Genomic DNA, 22,999 nt, shown 5'->3' with positions numbered 1-22,999 from the left:
ACCGCAATGGAGACAACCTACCTCTCAGCCGCCCTGCGCTCGATGCGCGGGCGCCCCCGCCGCATGCTGGCCATCGCGCTCCTCATGTGCGCAACGGGCCACGTCATGGCCGACGACTGGCCCGCCAGGACGGTCACGATCGTCGTACCGTATGCAGCAGGCGGCACCGTCGACAAGGTCGCACGGCAGGTGCAGGATGGCCTGCACACCCGCCTGGCGCAGACCGTGGTGGTAGATAACCGCGCGGGCGCCGGCGGCACCATAGGCACCGGCCAGATTGCCCGGAGCCCCGCCGATGGCTACACGCTCGGCATGGTGTTCGATTCCTTCGCCACCGAGTCCCACATTTATCCGAAACTGCCCTATGTCGGGAAGCGCGACCTGACGGGTGTGTCGTACATGGTCCGCTCGCCCATGGTGCTCGTGGTGCCGGCCAGTTCGCCTTACCAGACCCTCCAGGATTACGTCAGTGCCACGCGCACGCCGAAGAAGGTCTCGTACGCATCGGTAGGCGCCGGGAGTTCCAACCAGCTTGTGGCGGAAGCGTTTTTCGAAGCCGCTGGCACCAGCGGTATCCACACCCCCTACAAGGGTGGCGGACCCGCGATCAACGACCTACTGGGCGCCCACGTGGACTCGATGATCGCCAGCCTGCCGCTGATCCTGCCTTATGTACAGGCCGGCAAGCTGCGCGCGCTGGCGGTGACGTCCCCGCAGCGCGACGCCCGTCTGCCCGAGGTGCCCGCCGTGGCGGAACGCTACAAGGGCTTCGAAGCATACTCGTGGGTGGCCATGATCGCGCCGGCCAAGATCCCGCCGGCCGTGCTGGAGAAACTGTCAGCGGCGGTGACCGCCACCCTACGCGACCCTGCCATCGCGAAGCAGCTGAGCGCTGGCGGCTTCGAGATCGTGGCAGGGAACGCCACCCAGACCAACAAGCTGATCCAGGACGAGTCCGCGCGCTGGGGCCGCCTGATCAAGGCCCGCAACATCACACTCGAATAGATGCCGCCGTCATGAACCCTTTCGTCTATCAGTCCCGCCCCCAACGCGTGGTCTTCGGCGCGGGCGCGCTGGCCCGACTGGCCGATGAAGCCGATGCGCTCGGCGTCAAGCGCGTGCTCGTGCTTTGCACGCCCGGCCAACGTGCGCTCGCGGAGCGCGCCAGCGCGTTGCTGGGCGACCGCAGCGCGGGCACCTTCGATGGCGCCGTCATGCACGTGCCCGTGGAACAGGCCCGCAAGGCGCGCTCCGTGGCGGCGGAGCGCGGCGCCGACTGCGCGCTGGCCATCGGCGGGGGGTCGACGATCGGTCTCGGCAAGGCGATTGCGCTGGAGTCCGCGCTGCCCGTCATCGCTGTGCCCACCACTTACGCCGGCTCGGAAGCGACGCCGATCTACGGCCTGACCGACGCCGGCCTCAAGCGCACCGGACGCGATGCCCGTGTCCTGCCACGCACTGTCATCTACGATCCGGAGTTATCCCTGCGTCTGCCGCGCATGGTCAGTGTGACCAGCGGCATCAATGCCATCGCCCATGCGGCCGAGGGCCTGTACGCGGGCGATCGCAACCCGGTCAGCGACTGGATGTCGCGCGAAGGCATCGCGGCGCTGGGTCGTGCGTTGCCGGTCATTGCCCGGGAAGGTGGCGAGGACGGTGCCGAAACGCTCGCCGCACGCGGCGATGCGCTCTACGGGGCGTGGCTGTGCGGCGCCGTGCTCGGCAGCGTCACGGCAGGGTTGCACCACAAGCTGTGTCATACGCTGGGTGGCACCTTCAATCTGCCGCACGCGGAGGTCCATACGATTGTGCTGCCGCACGCGCTTGCCTACAACGCCGCTGCCGCGCCGGCCGCCATGGAAGCCATCGCCCGTGCGCTGGGTGCCACCGATGGCAATGCACCGGCGGCGGTCTTCGACCTCGCCGCCTCGCTCGGCGCCCCTACCGCGTTGCGCGATATCGGCCTGAAAGAAGAGGATCTGGAGCGGGCATGCGAACTGGCACGACAGGATCAGTACCCGAATCCGCGTCCATTGGAAGCGTCTGGCATCCGCACCCTGCTGCGCGATGCGTTCCTGGGCAATCGTCCGGCGCTCTCCTAGGAAAGCATCGATCAACCCTGCCCAGGCGGCGCCCCCGTGGAGCCGCGTACCACCAGTTCCGGCCGCAATTCGATGACGACGGTGGCAGTCTGTGGCTTCTCGATCCTGCGCAGCAGCAGTTCGGCCGCCTGTTCGCCCATGTCATGCACCGGGATGCGAATGGTCGTCAGCGGCGGCGTCAGTGCATCGACGAAAGGCATATCGTTGTGGCCCACCACGGAGACGTCTTCCGGACAGCGCAAGCCGCGCTCGCGCAGAAAGTCGTAGCAACCCATGGCCACGAGATCATTGCCTGCGGCAATGGCGGTCAGGCCGGGCAGCGCTTCGAACAACTGGGCACAGGCCCTGCGGCCGGCCTCCCGGGTATAGCTCTCGGCCTCGACGACGGCATACGCGCCGCGCCGCAACCGATGGCGTTTGACCGCCTGCATGAAGCCTTCCCGCCGCAGTTCGCCCGTGGAGGTACTCGCGGGACCGGCGATGTGACCGATGCTGCGGTGGCCGAGCGATACCAGATGATCGACGGTCAGCGCCATCGCCAGCTGGCTGTCGCTGACCACGCAGGACGCCCGGCCGGTATGCTCGCCGCGATTCACCATCACCACCGGAATGCCGAGCTGGAAGCAGTAGTCGAGCAAGGGATCGTCGCGTTCCGCCGTGGCCAGCACCAGCCCTTCCACCTGCCGGGCCAGTAACTGGTCGATCACGAAACGCTGCCTGGCGCGCTCCACGCCAGCATTGACGACGATGGGCACATAGCCGTGCCTGCCGAGAACGGCCTCGATCCCCGCCAGGATGGGCGGGAACACCGGATTCGCGATGTCCGGCAACACCACGCCGATCAGCCCCGAGCGTTGCGTACGCAGCCCCGCCGCGATGCGGTTCGGACGGAACCCGCGCAATTCGGCCAGCTTCAGGATTCGCGTGGCCACCTCTTCGGCCACAAGATGGCGCGTGGCGGGGTTCATCACGCGAGACACCGTCGAATAGTGGACATCGACCTCGGCGGCGAGGTCCTTGATGGTCACGCGTTTGCGCTCGGACATGGGCAGGCAGACGCCACGTTGGCTATTGGAATGCGCCATTCTAGCGCCTGCCGCCGCCGCGCCGGCTATTCCCCTGCCCGCACGCCGGACTGTTTCACCACGGGCGCCAGCTTGCCGATTTCGGCCTGGATATAGCTGGCAAACTCCTGCGGCGTGCTGCCGCGTGCCTCGGCCCCCTGCGCGGCCAGCCTCTCGCGCACATCGGGCGACGCCAGCGCCTTGCCGATCTCGGTGTTGAGCGCCTGGATCACCTCCTTCGGCGTGCCGGCCGGCGCCAGTACGCCGAACCACGAATCGAACGCATACCCGGGCAGCCCCGCCTCCGCCACGGTTGGCACATCGGGCAATGCGCCGGCGCGGGCTGGCGTGGTCACGGCCAGCGCGCGCAACTTGCCTTGCCTGACGAACGGCATGGCCGATACGGTCGGCGCGAACATCATGTCGCCGCGCCCCGCCATCACGTCCGTCAGCGCTTCGCCGGTGCCCTTGTACGGAATGTGCACGATGTCGATGCCTGCCTGCATCTTGAACATCTCACCGCTCAGGTGCGTGGAGCTGCCCGAACCGGCGGAATCGAAATTCAGGGTGCCTGGCTTGGCCTTGGCGGCGGCCACGATGTCGCGCATCGACTTGTACGGACTGGCGGCATTGACCACCAGCACGTTGGGCACCGAAGCGACCAGCGACACCGGCGCGAAGTCCTTGAGCGTGTCGTAGCCCAGCTTCGGATAGAGCGTGGCGTTGATGGCATGGCCCACGGAGACCAGGATCAGCGTGTAGCCGTCAGGCGGCGACTTGGCAACCGTGCTGGCGCCGAGGGTGCCGCCGGCGCCGGGCCGGTTGTCCACCACCACCTGCCATTGGCCGCCCTCCCCCAGCTTGCCGCCAATGATGCGCGCCAGGATATCGGTGGCGCTGCCTGCCGAGAACGGCACGATCAGCCGGATCGGCTTCGCGGGATACTGGGATTGCGCGATGGCCGCGTGCGGCAGCCAAAGCGCCGCGATCAGCCCAAAGGCGGTGATGGGGCGGAAAAACTGTCGTCTCATGGTTGTCTCCTCACGGTGCAAATGGCGTGCGCGGACGTCAGAAAAAGTGCCGCATGCCGAGCGCAAGGGTCTGCGGATCGGCACCGGCGCTGACACCGAGCTCGTTGATGGCGAAGTCGTAGATCGCGTTTTTCTTGTTATGGATGCGGCTGTAGTAGGCGTAGAGCGCGGTGCGCTTCGATAGCGGGTAGTCGTAGCCCACCGTGAACTGCATGGCATTGGTCTCCGAGCCGCTACGGAAGAAGCCGATCGTGTCCGTGGACGACCCCGTGCCGTTGGCGGCATAGGCCACCCCCACCCGCACGCTGCCGGTCCCAAGCTTCTGCACCAGCGATGCGTAGTACCCATTGCGCTGCAGATCGCCCGTATCCGTGCGGTAGTGCAGGTGTTCATAGAGCGCGGCCAGGCGCGTACCCGGGAACAGCTGGTAGGCCAAGGCTACCTTCAGCGCATCGTCATTGCGTCCGGCTGCCTGGTAGTGCGAGTGGACTTCATAGGCAATCGTGGCGCCGAGCGGGCCTCGCTCGTAGACCAACGCGGCGGAGTACAGCGCCGGATTGCGTGGCACCGTCGTCTTCTCTTCCGGCAATCCCCAGCCGAGCCAGAGGCTGGCGCCGCCCAGTTGCGGCGAGCGGTACTGGATGATGTTCTTCTGGCGCCGATCGAACGAACTCGTGTCCTGCACGTTGTCGGAACTCGACGTCGAGCCATTGCCGATCAACGCCATGTAGCCGGCGGTGGTCGGGTAGTACGGATCGTAGCCCGCCGTCGACTCGGTATAGGGCGTCTGCCAGTGGCCCATGAACAGCAGCCCGTAGTCGCCCTGCAGGCCCACGCGCGTATTGCGGCCCGCAATCTGGCCCTGTCCGGTGTCCAGCGAGACGTTGCTCTCGATCTGCCACACGGCCTGGAGCGAGCCGCCAAGGTGCTCCACGCCCCGGAAGCCGAATACCGACCGATTGTTGGTCTGCCGCACGGTGCTGCCCAGCTTCGTCCCGTCCGTTGCCGTGCTGGCCCGCGAGTACTCGATGGCCGTGTTGAGCCGGCCGTAGATCGTCACGCTGTCTTCCGCCATCGCTTCCCGGGCGATGACAGTGGACATCAGCGCCAGTGGAATCACATGACGTCGCCTGAAAACTCTCTGCATCTGGGTCTCCTCGTGTTGTGATGAAGTGGATCTTTGCAAACGTTTGCAGCAGAGCAACAAAAAAATCAGGGCTTGGCGGTGGCCGTGGTCGTGGCCGGATAGGGCATGGCCAGCAGCAGCATCGCGGGCCGGTTGGAGGAATTGCTCACCTGCCGTGCCTCCCCGGGCGCCAGCCGAACGGAATCGAACTGCCCGAGCGTCACGGACTCATCCGGCGTGCGGATGCAGACCTCGCCCTCCAGCACGACGTAGTGCTTCTCCATCGGCGAGGCGTCGAGCGAGGTATGGCCGCCCGGCTGGATGATCGACACACCCAGCCACAGGGCGTCGGAGGGGCCCGCCTCGTGGCCTTGCAGACGCAGGCAGTGCATGCCTTCATGATTGGCGGGATGGTAGGCCCGCGCCTGTGCGAATCGGGTCGTATTCATGGCGTCAGCACCACGCGCTCGGTGGCGCCTTGCAGCACGGCGCGATAGGCGTCCCGTGCATTGGACAGCGCGTACGTGTAGTCCGGAAGCACCGGGAACGCCTTCAGGGCGCCTGATGTGAACATCGGCGCCAGCGCATCGAGGATCTTTGCGCCGGCTTCGCTGTCCATGGCAAGCGTATCGACGCCCACGTAAGTGTGCTGGCCACGGTAGAACGCGAAGATGTCGAACGGCACCGGCTTTTCAATCGTGGAGATGAAGACCTGCGTGGCGCCAATCGCCATGGCCAGATTCGCCTGCTCGAAATAGGGGCTGCCCACCGTGTTGTAGACGATATCCGCACCATGCCCGCCGGTTTCCTCCCGCACGACGGCGGAGAGCGTCTCCCGGCTGGCATCGATCATGCGCACCGTTCCGCTGGCGTGACCACGGTAGGGCTCGGCACCGCGCTCCACGGCGAACACGCGTGCGCCCAGTGCGGTCGCGATCTGGATCGTGGCCTGGCCTACCTTGCCATTGCCGCCGCAAACGAGCACCGTGCTGCCGGCGCCCGGCATGCCGGCGCGGCGCAAGCCCTCATACGCGGTGATGAACGGCACCCCGACGGCACCGGCTTCCAGCAGCGACAGCGTCGCCGGCTTCTCGCGCACTGCGTCCACGCCAATACGCAGATACTTGCCATGCGTGCCGTCGCGACGAATGCCAAGCTCGCCGCCACTGCCCCAGACCTGCCGGCCGATCCACTGCGAGGGGCCGTCGATCACGACGCCTGCGTAGTCGCGCCCCGGCGTGCGCGGCCATACGGCATGCGGCATCATGCCGAGCGTCGCCTTCACGTCGCTGGGGTTCACGCCCGCGCTGGCGACTTCGATGATGCACTGGCCCGTGCCGGCCTCGGGACGCGGCATGCCGGTCAATGCGAGTTCGAGCGTGTCGATACTGGAGGCTTTCTGATGAACCTGGATGGTATTCATGGTGATATCGAATGCGGTGTGCGATGAATGAAAATGTCAGGCGTTGCGCAGGCCCAGCACGGTGCGGGCCTCCGATGACGAAGCGATGTCTCCTCCCAGCGACTTGACGATGTCGCGCGCCTTGGCCACCAGCGCAGCATTGTTCGGGGCGAGTACGCCCTTCTCCAGATAGATGTTGTCTTCGAGTCCTACCCGCACATGGCCGCCCGCGAGCCAGGCCTGGGCGACGATCGGGAACTCGGCGCGGCCAATGCCGAATGCGGACCAGTGCGCACCCTGCGGCAGCATACTGCGGGCGTAGAAGATGGTCTCCGGGCTCGGGGCGAATCCGTACTTCACGCCCAGCACGAAGGTCCACAGGCCGGGGCCGTCCAGCACCCCCTCGCGCATGAAATCGAGCGCCATGTTCAGGTCACCGGAATCGAAGATCTCCAGCTCCGGCATCACGCCTGCGCTGCGGATGACGCCTGCCATCTTGCGCACGTTGGCGGGCGTATTGATGACAACGTCGCCGCCCGAGTTCATCGTATTCAGATCGAGGGAACAGACATCGGGTCGCAGCGCCGCGATATGTTCCACCCGCTTGAGCGGATGCAATAACGTGGTACCAGGGGCCGCCACGCGTGGCTCGTCTTCATCGGGCACAAAGCGTCCGCCGGGCCCCGTGGTCAGGTTGATGATCAGGCTGCGGTGCTTCGCGCGAATCCTGTCGATGACATCGGCGTAGTAGTCGAGCGACATCGACGGCCGGCCCGTTTCCGGATCTCGCACATGGATATGGGCGGCTGCGGCGCCGGCTTCCGCCGCTTCGAGCGCGGCATCGGCAATCTGGGCGGGCGTGACGGGAAGCCCCGGATGCTGTTCAGGCGTGACGATGTTGCCGGTCACAGCACAGGTGATGATCGTCTTGCGTGCGTGCATGGTCAGTTGAGCGAGGGATGGGAAAAGAAGATCAGGAGCTCAGCCGAGCTGGCGGCCACCGTCGACGACGATGGTGGTGCCTGTGGCAAAGCGCAGCGAGGTGGCGCACGCGATGATGGCGTCCGCCACGTCCTGTGCTTGGCCGATACGGCGCAGCGGCGTGGTGCTCGCCGCGCGGTCATTGAAGCTGCTGTCGCGGCCCGGCACGAAGCCCGTGTCGACGACGCCCGGAGAGACGTTGAGCACTCGGATGGCCGGTGCCAATGCGCGACCGAGCGACATCGCCATGACATCCAGCCCGGCCTTTACGGCGCAGTACGCCACGTTGCTGCCCTGTCCGGTGCGCCCCGCAATGGATCCCACGTTGACGACCAGGCCGTCGCCATTGGCGCGCAGCAACGGCGCGAACGCCCGAATTGCCGCGAACTGGCCGCGCCAGTTAATGGCGAACATCTCGTCGATCAGGGCATCGTCTAGGGCGTCTAGATCCCCATGCGGAATTGCACGCGTGAAGCCTGACGTGTTGACGAGAATATCCGCGCGGCCATAGTGGTGATGCACGTCGTCGGCAAGCTGACGCAATGTGGCGCTGTCGCCGACTTCCGCGCGTGCCGCCAGATGGTTGCCCGCTGGCAACGCGTTCACGGCACTTGCCGTGCGGTCCGCATCGCGCCCGGTCAGCACGACACTGGCGCCGATATCGGCCAGCGCCCTGCCCGTGGCGAAGCCGATGCCGCCAGTGCCGCCGATAATCACGGCAACCTTGCCGGAGAGAGGGGAAGGAGTCATGGTCTGGTGATGAGTGGAAGAGGATTGGATCGTCAGTCGATGGGCGGCTTCGGGAAGGTTTGCTCCCCGGGTTCGAGCGCGAAATCGAACGCCATGGTGTAGAACGGCGCCGGCAGGTCGCCCCAGGGGCTGCGGCCAGCTTCAACCAGCCGGAACGCGCCCACGAGCTGGCGGTGCACGCCGAACGTGACATCGGTTTCGAGGATGTCGGAATCATCGGCAAACACCTGCGTCACCAGCGTGCGATAGCCTGGTGCGGCCACGATGAAATGAATATGCGCGGGACGGTAGGGATGCCGGTTCTGGGCGGCCAGCAGCTTGCCTACAGGGCCGCCCGTGGGCACGGGATAGCCCGCGGGCCGCACTGTACGGAAGTAATAGCCGCCATCGGCATGGGTGTGGAACAGGCCGCGCAAGTTGCGGTCGGGCTGTTTCGGGTCCTGGTTGTCATAGAGGCCAACCGGCGACGCTTGCCAGACCTCCACGACCGCACCCGGTATCGGCGCGCCATCGGTACCGCGAACCGTGCCACTGACGAACAGCGGCAATCCCGGTGCGTCATCTTGCACCACGCAGTCGCCGCACGCGTAATGCGGCGCATGGGCGCGATAGAACGGCCCCAGCAATGCGCCGGGCGTGCGCCCTTCGCTCGTGCCGTTGTTCATGGTGGTGACCAGCGTGGACAGGCCAAGCACATCGGCCGCAAGCACAACTTCGTTATTCGTGGCGTGTGTGGCGTGCCCAAGCGCGGCGATAAACTCGAGCCCCATCTCGAACTCCTCGTCGGTCGGCCGGACTTCGCGCAGGAAGTCGTGCAGGTGCTTGACCAGCGCTGCCATCACCGTGCGCAGGCGGGGGTCTTCCGTCTGCGCCATCGCCCGCCTGACCACTTCCGTGACTGACCATTCGTTCTCGATCAGGCTCGATGCGCTGACAGGCTTCTGGGCTGGGTTGGACTGTGGTGTTTCCATACCGTCTCCTTTATGCAAACGTTTGCATTATGCGCGATTCCAAGCGCGTGGCAAGCCGCGTGGGGCGTGCAGGAGTTAGGCGAAAATCACTTCACGTCGGAAAAACCAGGCGAATCAAGAGGATAGAGAACCGATCCGTGGTAACCCTAGCTTGTGGACGGATTATCCCGTCAGCGTCGCAGCCGCCTCCAGCCCACCACGACCCCGCTGACCGACATCACCAGCCCTGCCATCGAAAGCACCCACATCACCACATCCCACGCCAGGCGCTGCTGCGTGAGCGAAGCGAAGTCATAGCAGTGTGCAGCATTGAACACCCAGCGGTAGAGGCGGCGGCTATCGTCACTCCGGCCAATGACCTGACCCGTCGATGGATCGACATAGGCCCAGGTGTGGTCGGCGTCGTCGAAGGTCAACCGCAATACGGGCAACCTGCGCGCGTTGTGGTGGCTATACCAGTAGGTATCGGCGTCCGTTTGCAGGAAGCTGGCCACGACCTTGGCGTCTGGCATCAGGGTGCCGGCAGTTCGCGTCAGCATGGCCCGGTCCCAGTGCACCGGCGCACCGCTGCGCGGATCGAGGACCGTGATCTCGCCCTGGCCAGAGGCCACCTGCAACGCGGGGACGTTGCCCACCCAGGTCATGCGGATCTCCCGGGCGCCGCCGTCTGCCAGCATGCCGAGCCAGTCCGGCGCGGGGAACGAGGCCCTGGCATGCCCGGCGTAGCGCTGCAAGGCCGCGCCGTCGAAGCCGCGCCCGTTGAACCACTGGTTCGGATTGACGGAGAGCCATCCCGAGATCAGCCAACCCAGCAGGAACAACGCGCCGGCAAGCCCGGCCACGTGATGCCACGCCATCCAGCCATGGTATGGCGATACACCCGCCATGCTGCCGTGCGCGAAGCGCCGCCGCACGCGCAGCCGCAGCCAGCCGATCCAGACGCCGGTGATGGCCACCACCACACAGGGACCGGACGTCCACAACACAACCTGGCGCCACAGCGGCGGGTCCTTGCGGATTGGCGTGAAATACAACCAGTGCGGCACCGCGCCGAGCCAGTTCCAGAACCGCTCGGTGCGATGGGTATCGCGCATGACCTCGCCGGTCTTGGCCGAGACATATAGCTCGGTGCCGCGTCCATCATCGATGGCGATGCGGTGCAGCGGGCGCCACGCGTTGAGGCCGTTCGGCACGGTCCACTGGTCGCGTTCGGCGGTCTCGATCCAGCGCGCGGGCTTGCCGGCGAACCGCTGGGCAGTGCCCTGCGCCGTGGCCGCATCGACGGCCCCGATGACGCGACCATCAGTTGCCGCCACGGTATGAGGTCGCCCCTTGTCATCGACCATGCGATAAACGGGCAGGTCACCCGCCATCTCAAGCCGCAGGCTGCGCGGGAAACTGGACAGCCCGGCCGCCGCCATGGCGGCATCCGGCGTCGTAGCCACCGCGCGCACATCAAGCGGCGGCAGGCCAGCCAGCCGCTCCGCCTCGGTCAGCACGGGAAAGCCGATGTACATCATCACCAGCCCCGAGCCGAACCACATCGCGATCAACAGGCAGCCGGCGATCCCCATCCAGCGATGGATCAGGTAGAGCCAGCGCCGCACCTTGCGCCACATTTCCCGGCCTCAGAAATAGAAGTTGGCCGACAGTTCCGCCGAGCGTGGTCGGCCCAGCAACCATTGCTGGCCTCCGTTCGAGACCGATTCGGCATAGTCCTTGTTGAACAGGTTGTAGACGCGCAGCGTCAGCGCCGCCTGCTTCGAGACGCGCCACGACAGGGCCGTATCGACCGTCGTATAGCTCGGCACGCGCACGCGGTTGGCCGTGTCCGCGTAACGCCCGCCGACATAGCGCAGGCCCGCGCCGAACGTCCATTGCGCGATGAAGTTCCACGTCAGCCAGGCATTGGCGGCCTGCTGCGGCACGCTGGTCGGCACGTTGCCGGCACGGGAGACCAGCACGCCGCCCACCGATTCGTTGAAGTCGTCATAGCGCGCGCGCAGCACGGTACCGTTGACGTCGAACCGCAGCCCGCGCAGCACCTCCACGCTGGCCGATGCCTCCAGCCCGCGCGACGACTGCTCGCCCACCTGCTGCGTGATCGTCGGGTTGACGGGATCGCGCGAGAGCAGGTCGTTCTTGCGGATCTCGTAGGCCGCGAAGGTCCATTCGCCGCGATTGCCCCAGAACGCCTGCTTCACGCCCACTTCCACCTGCTTGCCAGTGGCGAGGTTGAAATTGCGCTGGGCGTCGGAGGTGGTGATCAGCGCCCCCAACGGGTCGGTGGCCGTGGCGTACTGGGCATAGACGGCCAGGCTCGGGCTGAACTGGTAGACAGTGCCCACGCGCCATGTGGTGTTGGCAAAGGTCTTGTCCCAGGCCGAACCGGCCACCAGGTCAATGCGCGTCAGGTCGGCATGGTCGAAACGCACGCCGCCGATCACCGACCACTGCGGCGTGAAGGCGATACGGTGCTCGCCGAACAGCGCGTACTGCGTGGTGTTGCTGCGGAAGCGTGGCGACGTGACGATGCCCGGCGGGCTGAAGAACAGGCCCGGATCGAAATCGCGCGCCGGCACGGTGGACGTGCCGCCGTAGGGCGAGTTGTTCGAGTGGGTGAAGTGGATCTTGTTGACGTCAAAGCCGACCGTCGTGGTGTTGTCGAGCCCGAACAGCTTGCTGCGCACCGTCAGGTCGGCGCGGTTGCCCACCTGCTCCTGGTCGTGCAGGATCTCCAGATAGTCCCCGCGCCGCACCTGCGAGGTGGCCGGCAGAAAGGTATAGGTCTCGCTGTTCCGCCAGTGGCGGTGGCTGGTCAGGTAATAGAACTGGTTGCGCACCGTCACCCGGTCATTCGGCGTCCATTCGGCATTCAGGCGCGTCCAGCGGTCGCGATAGCTGATCTCGGCATCGCCAACGTTGTAGTTCTTCTTGCGCAGCGAGCGGTCCAGGCTGCCATTGACCAGCGGCGTGCCGAGGTATTGCTGCGGATGCTGGGTGCCGTCGTCATAGGACAGCGTCAGGTTGAAGTCTGGATTCACGTCCAGCCGCACCGACGCCGACACCATCAGGTTGTTGGCATCGCCCCGATCCACCCAGCCAGCCGTCCGGTTGTAGGCCGTGGCAAAGCGGTACGACAGGTTGTCGTTGACCTTGCCGCCACTGTCGAAGGCCACGCGCGCGGTCTTCTCCGTGCCGCCCGTGATCTGGAGTTCGTTCTCGATCGGGCCGCGGATCGGCTTCTTCTGCACCACGTTCACCACGCCGCCGATGGCCCCCTCGCCATACATGACCGATGCGGGGCCGCGCAGCACCTCGATGCGGTCTACCGACCACGTATCGAACGGGAAGGTCACCGTGCCGGAGGCCACGTACATGCGCGTGCCGTCCAGCAGCTGCATGACCGAGCCCTGGCCGGCGAAGCCGCGCGCGGTCAGCGCGGTGCCGCCGTTGCCCGGGGACGGATTGCCGGTGATGCCGGTGGCGCGGGTCACCGCCTCGCGCACGCTCTGGTCGCCCCGCGCGCGGATGGTCTCGCCGTCGAGCACTTCTACGCTGGCCGGTGTCTCCAGCGGCGTCAGACCCATTCGGCTGCCCGTGTACTCGGGTTTCGAGAGCGCCATGCCGGGATAGGCGGCGTCGCTGACAACCACCGGCGGCAGTGACCTGTCATGCGATTCGGAGGTTTCCTGGGCGAATGCGCAGGGAAGATTCAGGCCGGCCATGGCACCGAGCGACACAGCCAGGACACGTGGCCGACGCCCCCGTGCGGAACGTGACGAAGGCTGGGCCGGACGCGGGCGGCCAGCGGAATGCGCGAACATGTTGTATTTCATCGTGAAGCCGGACGACCCCGCCCGTGCAAGAGATTTCGATGATGACAACAGGCCGGTATCCGGGCTGACAGGTGGGAGCGTGCGCACCCGGGAATCCGTCGCCTTCCCACGCCATGAACATCGCGCAGTGGCCGCCGATCCGATGGATTGGCATGACAGTTCCCGAACCTGCTTACCGTTGCGGGGGCAGCACAGGCTTGGTCGCGGCTGGGCGACGCACCTGTTTCCCGTTTAACCCACGAAAATCGCGGGCACCTGCAATCACGGTCGGCACCAGGAAAGTGCCGCAGTGTGCATTCTACGCGTAAGCGGGGGTCAGGCAGCGAGACGCAGAACCAGACGATGCTCCCCGTCCTCAACACGCACGCGCACCGCGCCGTTGACACAGGGGACGGACAAGTCATCGAGCATCGCGGTACACACCGCATCGCCGGCCCCCCCCCGCTCGACGCGAATGTCGAAATGGGCGGCACCGAGCGTGACGGTGGCCTGGAACCCCGGCCAGCTTGCCGGAATCCGTGGCGCAACAAGCAGCCAGGCACCCTCCCGCCGGATGCCGAGGATGCCTTCGATGCCTGCCCGCACCATCCATCCCGCCGCCCCGGTGTACCACGTCCAGCCGCCGCGGCCGACGTGGGGGGCCACCGAATAGACGTCGGCCGCCACCACATAGGGCTCCACCTTGTAGCGATCCGCCGCCGCCGGCGTCAGCGCGTGGTGGATGGGGTTGAGCATCGAGAACAGTTCGACGGCAGTGTCCGCGTCGCCCAGTTCCGCAAAGGCCAGCATGCTCCACATCGCGGCGTGACTGTACTGGCCGCCGTTCTCCCGGACACCGGGCGGGTAGGCCTTGAGATAGCCGGGGTCATCCACGCCGCTGTCGAACGGCGGCGAGAACAGCAGCACGAGCCCTTCCTTGCGGCGAACAAGCAGACGGTCGAGCGACGCCATCGCCATCGTGCTTCGGGCAGGGTCGCCCACGCCAGACAGCACTGACCAGGACTGGGCGATGGCATCGATCTGGCAGGCCTCGCTGTGCGTCGAGCCCAGCAGCGTGCCGTCATCGTAGGTGGCCCGGCGGTACCACGCGCCATCCCAGCCATGCCGCTCCAGCGCCTCGCGCAATGCCAGGCCATGCGCGCGCCAGTTGGCGGCGCGGACGGTATCGCGCGAGTCCGCCAGCGGGGCGAACAATGCAAGGGTGCGGGCGAGAAGCCATCCCAGCCAGACGCTCTCCCCCTTGCCGCGAGCGCCCACCAGGTTCATCCCGTCGTTCCAGTCACCACCGCCGATCAACGGCAGGCCGTGTTCACCCGTCAGGCCGATGCAACGGTCGATGCCGCGCGCACAGTGCTCGAACAGCGATGCGCTGACCTCAGCCACCATGGGTTGGAAGAACAGGTCGTGGTCCCCGGCAGCGAGCGTCGGCCCGTCGAGAAAGGGGATGCACTCGTCAAGCACCCCGGCGTCATCCGCAGCCATCACATAGGTCGCCGTGGCGAACGCCAGCCAGACGCAATCGTCCGAAATCCGCGTGCGCACGCCCTGCCCTGAGTGTGGCAGCCACCAGTGCTGAACGTCGCCCGGCTCGAACTGCCGCGCGGCGGCGCGCAGCAGATGGCGCCGCGTCTCGGCGGGGCGGGCGAAGGTGAGCGCCATGGTGTCCTGCAACTGGTCGCGAAACCCGTAGGCACCGCTGGCCTGATAGAACGCCGAGCGGGCCCGGATGCGACAGGCAAGCGTCTGGTAGAGCAGCCAGCCATTGAGCATGATGTCCATCGCGCGGTCCGGGGTCCTGACCTGAACGGCGCCTAGCAGATCCGTCCATTGCGCCGTCACGGCCGCGAGCACGCCGTCGAGGTCCGCACCGCGATAGCGGGCGATCATGGTACGGGCCTCATCGGCGCTGGCGCATTGCCCGAGCAGCACGGTCACCTCGGTGGATTCACCCGGCGCGAGCGACACAAGGCACTGCAGGGCCGCGCAGGGATCGATCCCCGCGCCGGCCGTGCCGGAAAGCGACGCTGCACCGCCCGGGCCGCCCGGGCCGGCCAGCGCCGCCGGTCGGGCGAGCGTGCCGCGATAGCCAATGAACTCGCTTCGATCGGCGGTCCAGCTGGTCGTGGTCCCCGCCAGGCAGGCAAACGCGACCCGGCCGGGAAACGCGAGATTCCAGGGGTTGCGCACCAGCATTGCGCCGATTTCGGCGTCGAACTCGGTCACGATGTAAGGGCCCGAGGCCCCTCGCGACAGGCCGAGGACCCAATCCACGTAGGCCGTCACGGACAGCTGCCGATGCTCCCCGGAGAGATTGCGCAGCGTCATCCGCGTGATCTTCACCGGATCATCGACCGGCACATGCTGCAACAGCTCAAGCCTGATACCGTGCGCCACGTGTGAAAAGCGACTGTATCCAAAGCCATGACGGGCGATGTACTCGCCACCATCGCGCACGGGCTGCGCGGTAGCCGTCCAGACCTCGCCCGACACCAGATCGCGCACGTAGACGGCCTCCCCCGCCGGGTCCGAGACCGGATCGTTGGACCATGGCGTCAACTGGTTCTCCCGACTGTTGACGGACCACGTATAGCCGCTGCCCTCGGCCGAGACCTGGAAGCCAAAGCCATCGTTGGCGATGACATTGATCCACGGCGCCGGCGTGGTGGCGCCGTCCGCCAGCACCACCACGTACTCCCGGCCGTCCCGATCGAAGCCACCCAGGCCGTTGAAGAACTCGAGCGCTGCCGGAGCCTGGGACGAACGCGCGATGGCTGTAGCCCGCCCAAACGGGGGCGGCGGCGCCGGCGGTGCCCACGCCGGATCGGGTATCCGTGCCAGCTGGTCGGCAATCGAGCCCCGGCGCGCAATCAGCGCCACGCGTGCGACGGATTGCAGCAACGCGCGCGCTTCGGCTGTCATCAGGTCCGCGCGCAGCGCGTACACCGCCCCTTGGGCGAACTCCTCGCCCAGACGCGGCCGCGACTGGCTGCTGCGTACCGCCGTGTCGATGGCGACCTGCAGGTCCTGCACGTACGACGAGGCGTGCTCGTTCACGATGACCAGATCGACGCCCAGCCGCTTCATGCGCCAGTACTCATGCGCACGCAGCAACTGGCGCACCTGGGCAATATCGTCGATTTCGTCGATACGCAACAGGACGATCGGCAGGTCGCCGGAGATAGCATGCGGCCACAGCCCGGACTGGAGACCGGCGCCGCGCGCGATCGCCCCGGATGGCGCCCTGAGGCGGCGGTCCGCGTACAGGATGGCCGCCGCCAGCCGCTGGAAATCCGCGGCCTCGTTCGACTTGATGTCCAGATGACGCAACTGGACCTGGGCCTGGGTCCATGCCAGGGTCCGGGCGCGGTCGAAGGCGCTGCGGTCGTGGTGTTTATCGATCAGATCGAGCAACTCGGCGCGCGACGCCGCCACGACGGTCCAGAACGCCACGCGCGCCACGCCGCCCGGCGCGATGCGCACCTGCTGCCGCAGCGCAAAGATGGGGTCCAGCACCGTGCCGGTCGTATTCGAGAGCGGACCGCCGTCTTGCACTGCGCTCGCCGTCATGACGGTCCGACCGCGCCCAAGGAAGCGCGCCCGGTCGGATTCATACTCCGGGTCGGCGCAGACATCGCCCTCCACCACCGCGAAATGCGCGGCCCAGATCTGCGGATCGGCTTGCGAACGCGGCCGGCGGGTTGCGATCAGCGCGCCGAACTCGGCCAGGTACTCGGTCTGGATGAACAGCCGGGAGAACGCCGGATGCGCAACATCGGCCGCCTGCGCCGAGAGGGCCAGCCCAGCGTAGGAGGTCAGCGTGATCTCGCGGGTCCGGCGACCGCTGTTGGACAGCGACGCGCGCCGCACCTCGCCGTCGTCCTCGCCCGATACCAATACGTCCAGCGTGGTGGTCAGCGCGCCATCGCGCCGATGGAACGCAGCGCGATCCTCCACGAACAGCACCTCGTTGTCCTCATCCACGTCATCGCTGCCGGGAATCCACGCGCCGGCGCACCAGACCCTTCCGTCTTCGTTGTCGCGCAGGAAAATGAAAGACCCTGCTTCGTCGCAGGTGGCATCCTCCCGCCACCGGGTGACCGAGAGATCGCGCCAATGGCTGTAGCCTGCTCCCGCCGCCGTCAGCATGACGGTGTAGCGCCCGTTCGAGAGCAGATGAGTGACGGGTGGCCCGACGACCGCGCCAGACATCCGCCTGGCCGTCGAATCCTGGACTGTGGGGGCGATCGCCGAGGCCCTGACGTCTTCGGCACGCGGGGGTGCGATGGCAACATTGCGCGGAATACGCTCCTGCAGCAGCAGTTCGGTCGCCTGGATCATCGGCTCCTGATGGAAGCGCTCGCGCATGATGCCGTGCAGCAGCGTGTTGGCGATGGCGACAATCGACATGCCCTGATGGTGGGCCATGAATGCCCGGACGATGGCGTAGTCCTGGTTCTCCGGCAAGCGCGAACGCGTGAAGTCGATGGCTTCATAAAAGCCGTAGCGGGCCAGCGCGCCGGTGCGCACGAGGTGCCTGAAGTTGCGCAGCGCTTCCGGCGGGTCGACCATGGCGGCGAGCGCGGCGGCGTATGGCGCGATCACCACGTTCTCGGCGAGGCCCCGCTTCAGGCCGAGGCCGGGCACGCCGAAGTTCGAATACTGGTACGTGAACTCGAGATCGCGCGCGTTGTACGCGGACTCCGAAATGCCCCAGGGAATACTCAACGAGCGGCCGTAGGCGCGCTGGCGCTCCACCACCAGCCAGCTGGTCTGCTCGAGCAGGCTGCCTTTCGGCGCACGCATCACCAATGACGGCATCAGGTATTCGAACATGGAGCCCGACCACGAGATCAGCGCCGAACCGCTGCCTAGCGGGGTGGCGGCACGCCCCAGGCGGAACCAGTGCCGCGTGGGCACGTCACCCTTGGCGATGGCGAACAGGCTGGCCAGTCGCGCCTCCGAGGCGAGCAGGTCGTAGCAACTGGTGTCGAGCCGGTTATCGTCCATCGCAAAGCCAATCGAAAGCAGCTTGCGTTCCCCGTTGAACAGGAAGGAGAAGTCCATTGACATCGCCATCTCGCGGGCCTCGGCCGCGAGCGCGGAAAGCCGGACGCCCAGACCCGGCAACGCAGCGGCATGGGCGCCGTCATCGCGTTCGTGCTCCACAGCCCGCCTGGACAGTGCGCCAAGCCAGAACGAGAGGTCACCCAGCGCGTCATTGCCGGCGGCCGGGCGCATGTCCGCGCATAACCGTGTGGCGTGATCGGCCAGTCGCCGCAACGTGGGCATCAATGTGGCCATCCGTTGCGCGCCGTGCAGATGATCGTCGATCTCGTTCAGCAACGCCTCGACTTCGCGTCCTTGCTCGCTGCCTGCCTGAAGCAGGCTCCGTAGCGCCTCATGGGCCAGCGCAACGCTGTCCTGCATGCCGTCGCGTGCCTCCGGGGCCTCCGCTGCGGCGGCTGGCAGGCGGGCCCAGCCCTCGCAGGCGTTGGCAAGCACGATGAGGTGGCCGGCCATGTTGCCGCTGTCCACGGACGACACATAGTCGGGCGGGAGCGCCCGCAGGTCCCGGGTGTCATACCAGTTGAAAAAATGCCCACGGTAGCGCGACAGCCGACGCAGCGAATCGAAGGTGGCCTCGAGCCGCTCCACCGTTTCGGTCATCCCCGCCCAGCCAAAGTCGTGCGCGGCCACGGCGGACAGCAAATACAAGCCGATATTAGTCGGGGAAGTCCGGTTTGCCACCACCTGCCGGGGGCTCTCCTGTACGTTGTCCGGGGGCAGCATGTTGTCCGCCGGCGTGACGAAAACCTCGAAGTAGCGCCACGTGCGGCGCGCGAACCGGCGCAGCTCCCCGGCTTCCGCCTCGGACAGTGTGAGCCGGGGCGCTGCCCGGGTCGCCCGGCTGGCCCACAGTGCGAGAGCCGGCGCGGCGAGCCACAACAAGGCAAATGGCGCCACCAGCGGCCACCCGGACGGCGCGACGCCGATCGCGATGGCCGCCACCGCCACGGCAAGCAGGACCCCGCCCAGCATTCGACGGTAGAACCCCACGAGATCGAGCCGGGGATTGCGCTTCGACTGCGCGGCAGTCGTCCATTCGAGCAGGTGGCGCCGCGTACGGAGCAGCCGCGTAAGCGTCCGGACGATGGCATCGCCGGTGCTCCACGCCTGGTCCGGCAGGAATGCCACGGTGAACAGGATCCGCATGGCCGAAGTGCGCAAATCAGCCAGCCACATTGCCGCGTGGCTGAGCCATCGAACCGCCGTGTGATGGCGTCGCAGCGAGAGCAGGCCCGGCAGCAGGATCGGGATGCTGATGGCGGCCAGCACCAGCAGCGTGGCGTGCAGGTTAAGCGGCGCTGGCGCGAGCCAGCTCGTCGCCAGCGCGGCCAACTGGCATATCGGCAGGACCGACCGGCGCAGGTTGTCGAACATCTTCATGCGGCCCACGGCAGGCACCGCATGGCGTCCGGCATGGCGTCCGAAGATCCAGCCGAGGAGTTGCCAGTCGCCGCGCGTCCAGCGGTGCTGCCGCTTGGCGGCCACGTCATGGCGCGCGGGAAACTCCTCCACGACCTCGATATCCGACGCCAGGCCCGTCCGCGCGAACATGCCTTCGAGCAGGTCGTGACTGAGCACGGTGTTATCGGCGATGCGGCCGGACAGTGCGGCCTCGAAGGCGTCGACGTCATAGATGCCCTTGCCGACGTACGAACCTTCGTTGAACAGGTCCTGATAGACATCCGAAGCCGCGGTGGCATAGGAATCGATGCCGCCTGGCGCGGAAAAGACCCGCTGGAACAACGACCCTTCCCGACCCACCGGCAGCGACGGCGTCACCCGAGGCTGGAGGACCGCATAGCCACCAGTGACCCGCTGCAGCGCGGTGTCGAACCGGGGCCGGTTCAGCTGATGCGCGATCTTGCCGATCAGCCGCAGTGCGGCGTCTCGCGGCAGGCGCGTGTCCGCGTCCAGCGTAATGACATAGCGGACGTCCGCCGGTACGTGCGGCGCTACGCCGCCCACCGACACATGGCTCGTGTCGGTGGCACCCCGCAGCAGGCGGTTCAGCTCGTGCAACTTGCCGCGCTTGCGCTCCCACCCCATCCAGACGCCCTCGCCCGCATTGAAGATGCGGCGCCGATGAAGCAGGAGGAAGCGGTCTCCGGCTGGCCCTGGGCCATGGCGCTGGTTCAGTAGGGCTATGGCGTCGGCGGCGACTTCGAGCAGATGCGCATCGCCCGGCATGACCTCCTGATCGGCGTCCACGCCGTCGGTCAGCAGGGCGAAACTCAGGTCTCCCCCGGCGCCGGAGAGATGGTGCACTTCCAGCCCCTCGATCTGCGCGCGTAGTTCGGGCTCGCCGGACAACAGCGTCGGCACGGCGACCAGGGTCCGCAGGGATCGGGGCACGCCGGCAGAGAGCTCCAGGCCGGGCAGGATGACCGCCCCGAAGTGCCACGCGATGGCCCGGTTGATCAGTGCAAAGGCGACTTCACTGGCGGGAATCAGCCAGATCAGCGCGATGAGCGAGAGCAGCATGGGCCACCCGCCCGCCGCTGCCAGCACTGGCACGCCCAGCCACCACAGCGAGATGACGAGCAGCATGACGGTGACCAGCAACGTCGCACCAAGGTAGCCGCCGATGCCGAGCCGGAGATGAAAGCGACTGAGCTGCTGCGCGACGGTGGGTCGGTAGCCTATCGACGCCTCGAAGGCACCGAGCCCTTCGCCGATCAGGTGGTAGCCGGCGTCTGTCGCGCATTCCACGCGACCGGCATCGGCCCCGGCTCCAGCGGCGGAACGTGCGGCCACCACGGCGCGGTCGGCGATCTCCAGTTCGGATAGCGCGGCGCCGCGTGCCAGGCGTTCGATAGCGCTGCGGTAGAGGTTGCGCGACGGAAAATCCATGAGCGCGAACGTGCTGTTCGCACACAACACCTGGTTGACGAGGCTCACATCCTCGAACAACTCGGTCCAGTCGAGATCTGATATCAACCGCAGGCTGGTGATGACGTTGCGGACCGTGACATTGGACGCACCTTGCCGCTGCTGGGCATGCAGTACCACGTCCTCGACGGAGACGCCCTGCCGCCCGAGCCGCGCCTCCAGCCAGCCAAGGATCGGCGTGGTCACGGGGTCCTGGTCACGGAGCCGCTTGGCCAGTTGCGCGGCAAACAGCTCCGACAAAGGCAAAACGGAACGCGCTGCAATATCGGCGTCCAGCGCCGAACGGCCGCAACCGGCCACCAGCACACGACGCGCCAGGCCATCGGCATCCGCACGGGCGGTGCGGCCCGCCGTCATCTGGTCAGCCAGCCGTCGCAGGTTCTCGATCAAAACGATGCGCAGCGTGATGGCAACCGCCCACAGTTCCCCGATGGTCAACGGTGTCACGCGCTGATAGGCCACGATGAAGCGCCGCAGTGCGATGGCGTCGACGTGACTGTCGGTGTGGGCGACAAACGCCCAGGCAATGCCAAATACGCGCGGATAACCAGCAAACGGTCCGCTGCTCAGTTTCGGCAGCTGGCGATAGTAGCCCGCCGGCAAGGCGTCGCGAATCTCACGGACCTGCGCTTCGACGAGGTGGTAGTTGTCGAGCAGCCACTCTGCGGCGGGCACCACGCTGCGCCCCTGCTCCAATTCGGACGCACTGGCCCGGTAGGCGCGCAGCAAGACCGCGGCATTGTCCTTGAGGCGGCTCTGCAGCGTAGGGACCCCGGGCGGCCTGGCGGTCACGGATTGCGCGGCCGCCAGGCTTTGTGCATGCTGCTCCAGCCGTTCGATACCAAACAGTTCGCCCCGGACCGGCGCTTTGTCGTGCCATGGCGACGGCGTAGGCAGAAACGAGATAGCGCGGCGAAGGGCCTCTAGCATCTATTTCCTTCGTTGAGGGATGGAACTCCACAAACCCGCGACCTGGATCACCGATACCTACGGAGGACGTTGCGCCGCCCGAGCTGATATCGGCCAAGCCGACTGGAAGACCTGGAGTTTCCGTTCCGTCAACGGCACCAGCCGCGGTACGCCGTCCCGGCGAGGCAAGCGCTGCCGAGCATGGCAACCCCCAGTGCGGTGATAGTGCTTTCGGCGGGGCCGAATGATGTGCCGCAGGCACCCGTCATGGCGACGCCGGCAAGCGCGTCTGTGCCAGCTTCGCGGTGGTCAGGCTCCGCGCTCGGGCCGTCGATGGCCCAGGTCAGCGCTGGCCGCCTTTCATGCCCTCGGTTTCCATCGCTGCGTTCCATTCCTCGTACGCTTCAATGGGTTCCATCGCGTCGTCGACGAACGCCGCCGCGCGTTCCGCCGCAGCGACACGCTCCAGCCGCGTATCGCCTGCGTCGCTATCCTCGGCCGCAGGCGGCAGCAGCATGTCTTCCAGCATGCCCCGCAATGCCAGGGTGTCCCACGGCCGGCCAAGCCGCGCCTTCCGGTTCAAATAATGACGAACTTCCGATTCCTGCTCGGCGGTAAGTGGGAGCCCCTGGAATGTCGGGCTAAAGTCCTGATGGATCATGATGCGCCTCCCTCATCGGTCGGCTTCCGCCGATTTACTTCCGTTTGCCGACGCCGTCGTTGCCGATCCGCGAATGCACCGCTCCGATCGGGCTTGCCGGCACGGCCGGCTTCTTGGGTTGTTTGGGTTTTTTTGCTTCGCGATTGCCGCGTAGTTGGCTCTTGGCCATGAGATGCTCCTGATGCATGGATTGCCGATTGGCAGCAC

15 protein-coding genes and 1 riboswitch are annotated in these 22,999 nt (G+C 66.7%); of the genes, 2 read left to right on the top strand and 13 right to left on the bottom strand.

Going from position 1 to position 22,999, the window contains the following annotated elements; genetic code table 11:
• Positions 1-6 precede the first annotated feature (6 nt).
• Together SB751_RS12865 and SB751_RS12860 are read left to right on the top strand one after the other, a co-directional pair.
• Positions 7-1,005 (top strand): tripartite tricarboxylate transporter substrate binding protein, encoded by a 999-nt coding sequence (locus SB751_RS12865; protein WP_144197066.1) that lies wholly within the window; start codon positions 7-9, stop codon positions 1,003-1,005.
• Positions 1,006-1,016: 11 nt separating this feature from the next.
• Positions 1,017-2,102: a maleylacetate reductase gene (locus SB751_RS12860; protein WP_250025908.1), complete on the top strand. Its 1,086-nt coding sequence runs from the start codon at positions 1,017-1,019 to the stop codon at positions 2,100-2,102.
• 11 nt (positions 2,103-2,113) lie between these two features.
• On the opposite strand, the gene SB751_RS12855 is transcribed toward SB751_RS12860, so the two are convergent.
• From SB751_RS12855 to SB751_RS12795, 13 genes are all read right to left on the bottom strand, one after another.
• The gene (locus SB751_RS12855; protein WP_244844529.1) at positions 2,114-3,148 is read right to left on the bottom strand and encodes a LacI family DNA-binding transcriptional regulator; all 1,035 of its coding nucleotides are present in this window, start codon (positions 3,146-3,148) and stop codon (positions 2,114-2,116) included.
• Between the two features lie 65 nt (positions 3,149-3,213).
• A complete protein-coding gene (locus SB751_RS12850) occupies positions 3,214-4,197 on the bottom strand; it encodes a tripartite tricarboxylate transporter substrate binding protein (RefSeq protein WP_144197063.1) in 984 nt (327 codons plus the stop codon).
• Positions 4,198-4,234: 37 nt separating this feature from the next.
• Positions 4,235-5,299, bottom strand: coding sequence for a porin (locus SB751_RS12845; RefSeq protein ID WP_377731613.1), 1,065 nt, complete (start codon positions 5,297-5,299; stop codon positions 4,235-4,237).
• A gap of 110 nt (positions 5,300-5,409) precedes the next feature.
• Complete coding sequence (locus SB751_RS12840; protein ID WP_410748108.1) at positions 5,410-5,772, bottom strand: cupin domain-containing protein; 363 nt, start codon at positions 5,770-5,772, stop codon at positions 5,410-5,412.
• Positions 5,769-6,746 (bottom strand): zinc-binding alcohol dehydrogenase family protein, encoded by a 978-nt coding sequence (locus SB751_RS12835; RefSeq protein ID WP_144197060.1) that lies wholly within the window; start codon positions 6,744-6,746, stop codon positions 5,769-5,771. The genes SB751_RS12840 and SB751_RS12835 overlap by 4 nt, the downstream gene beginning before the upstream one ends.
• 36 nt (positions 6,747-6,782) lie before the next feature.
• Entirely contained in the window at positions 6,783-7,667 is an 885-nt protein-coding gene (locus SB751_RS12830) for a 3-keto-5-aminohexanoate cleavage protein (RefSeq protein ID WP_144197059.1), read from the bottom strand.
• 39 nt (positions 7,668-7,706) lie between these two features.
• Complete coding sequence (locus SB751_RS12825) at positions 7,707-8,456, bottom strand: SDR family NAD(P)-dependent oxidoreductase (RefSeq protein WP_144197058.1); 750 nt, start codon at positions 8,454-8,456, stop codon at positions 7,707-7,709.
• 32 nt (positions 8,457-8,488) lie between these two features.
• Positions 8,489-9,427 (bottom strand): intradiol ring-cleavage dioxygenase, encoded by a 939-nt coding sequence (locus tag SB751_RS12820; protein WP_144197057.1) that lies wholly within the window; start codon positions 9,425-9,427, stop codon positions 8,489-8,491.
• Positions 9,428-9,597: 170 nt separating this feature from the next.
• Positions 9,598-11,046, bottom strand: coding sequence for a PepSY domain-containing protein (locus tag SB751_RS12815; protein ID WP_144197056.1), 1,449 nt, complete (start codon positions 11,044-11,046; stop codon positions 9,598-9,600).
• Positions 11,047-11,055: 9 nt separating this feature from the next.
• The gene (locus SB751_RS12810; RefSeq protein ID WP_313816308.1) at positions 11,056-13,155 is read right to left on the bottom strand and encodes a TonB-dependent receptor; all 2,100 of its coding nucleotides are present in this window, start codon (positions 13,153-13,155) and stop codon (positions 11,056-11,058) included.
• Positions 13,156-13,298: 143 nt separating this feature from the next.
• A riboswitch (cobalamin riboswitch) is annotated at positions 13,299-13,540 on the bottom strand.
• 41 nt (positions 13,541-13,581) lie between these two features.
• Positions 13,582-22,152: a GH36-type glycosyl hydrolase domain-containing protein gene (locus SB751_RS12805; protein WP_410748107.1), complete on the bottom strand. Its 8,571-nt coding sequence runs from the start codon at positions 22,150-22,152 to the stop codon at positions 13,582-13,584.
• A gap of 322 nt (positions 22,153-22,474) precedes the next feature.
• Entirely contained in the window at positions 22,475-22,792 is a 318-nt protein-coding gene (locus SB751_RS12800) for a hypothetical protein (RefSeq protein ID WP_144197053.1), read from the bottom strand.
• Positions 22,793-22,826: 34 nt separating this feature from the next.
• On the bottom strand, positions 22,827-22,961 hold the full coding sequence (locus SB751_RS12795; RefSeq protein WP_280527751.1) for a hypothetical protein: 135 nt from the start codon (positions 22,959-22,961) through the stop codon (positions 22,827-22,829).
• Positions 22,962-22,999 lie beyond the last annotated feature (38 nt).

Origin of the sequence: Cupriavidus sp. SIMBA_020 (assembly GCF_046535395.1) — a bacterium.
GTDB lineage: Bacteria > Pseudomonadota > Gammaproteobacteria > Burkholderiales > Burkholderiaceae > Cupriavidus > Cupriavidus campinensis.
Note: the sequence above shows the minus strand (reverse complement) of the source record. Positions and strands in the feature narration are given on the sequence as shown.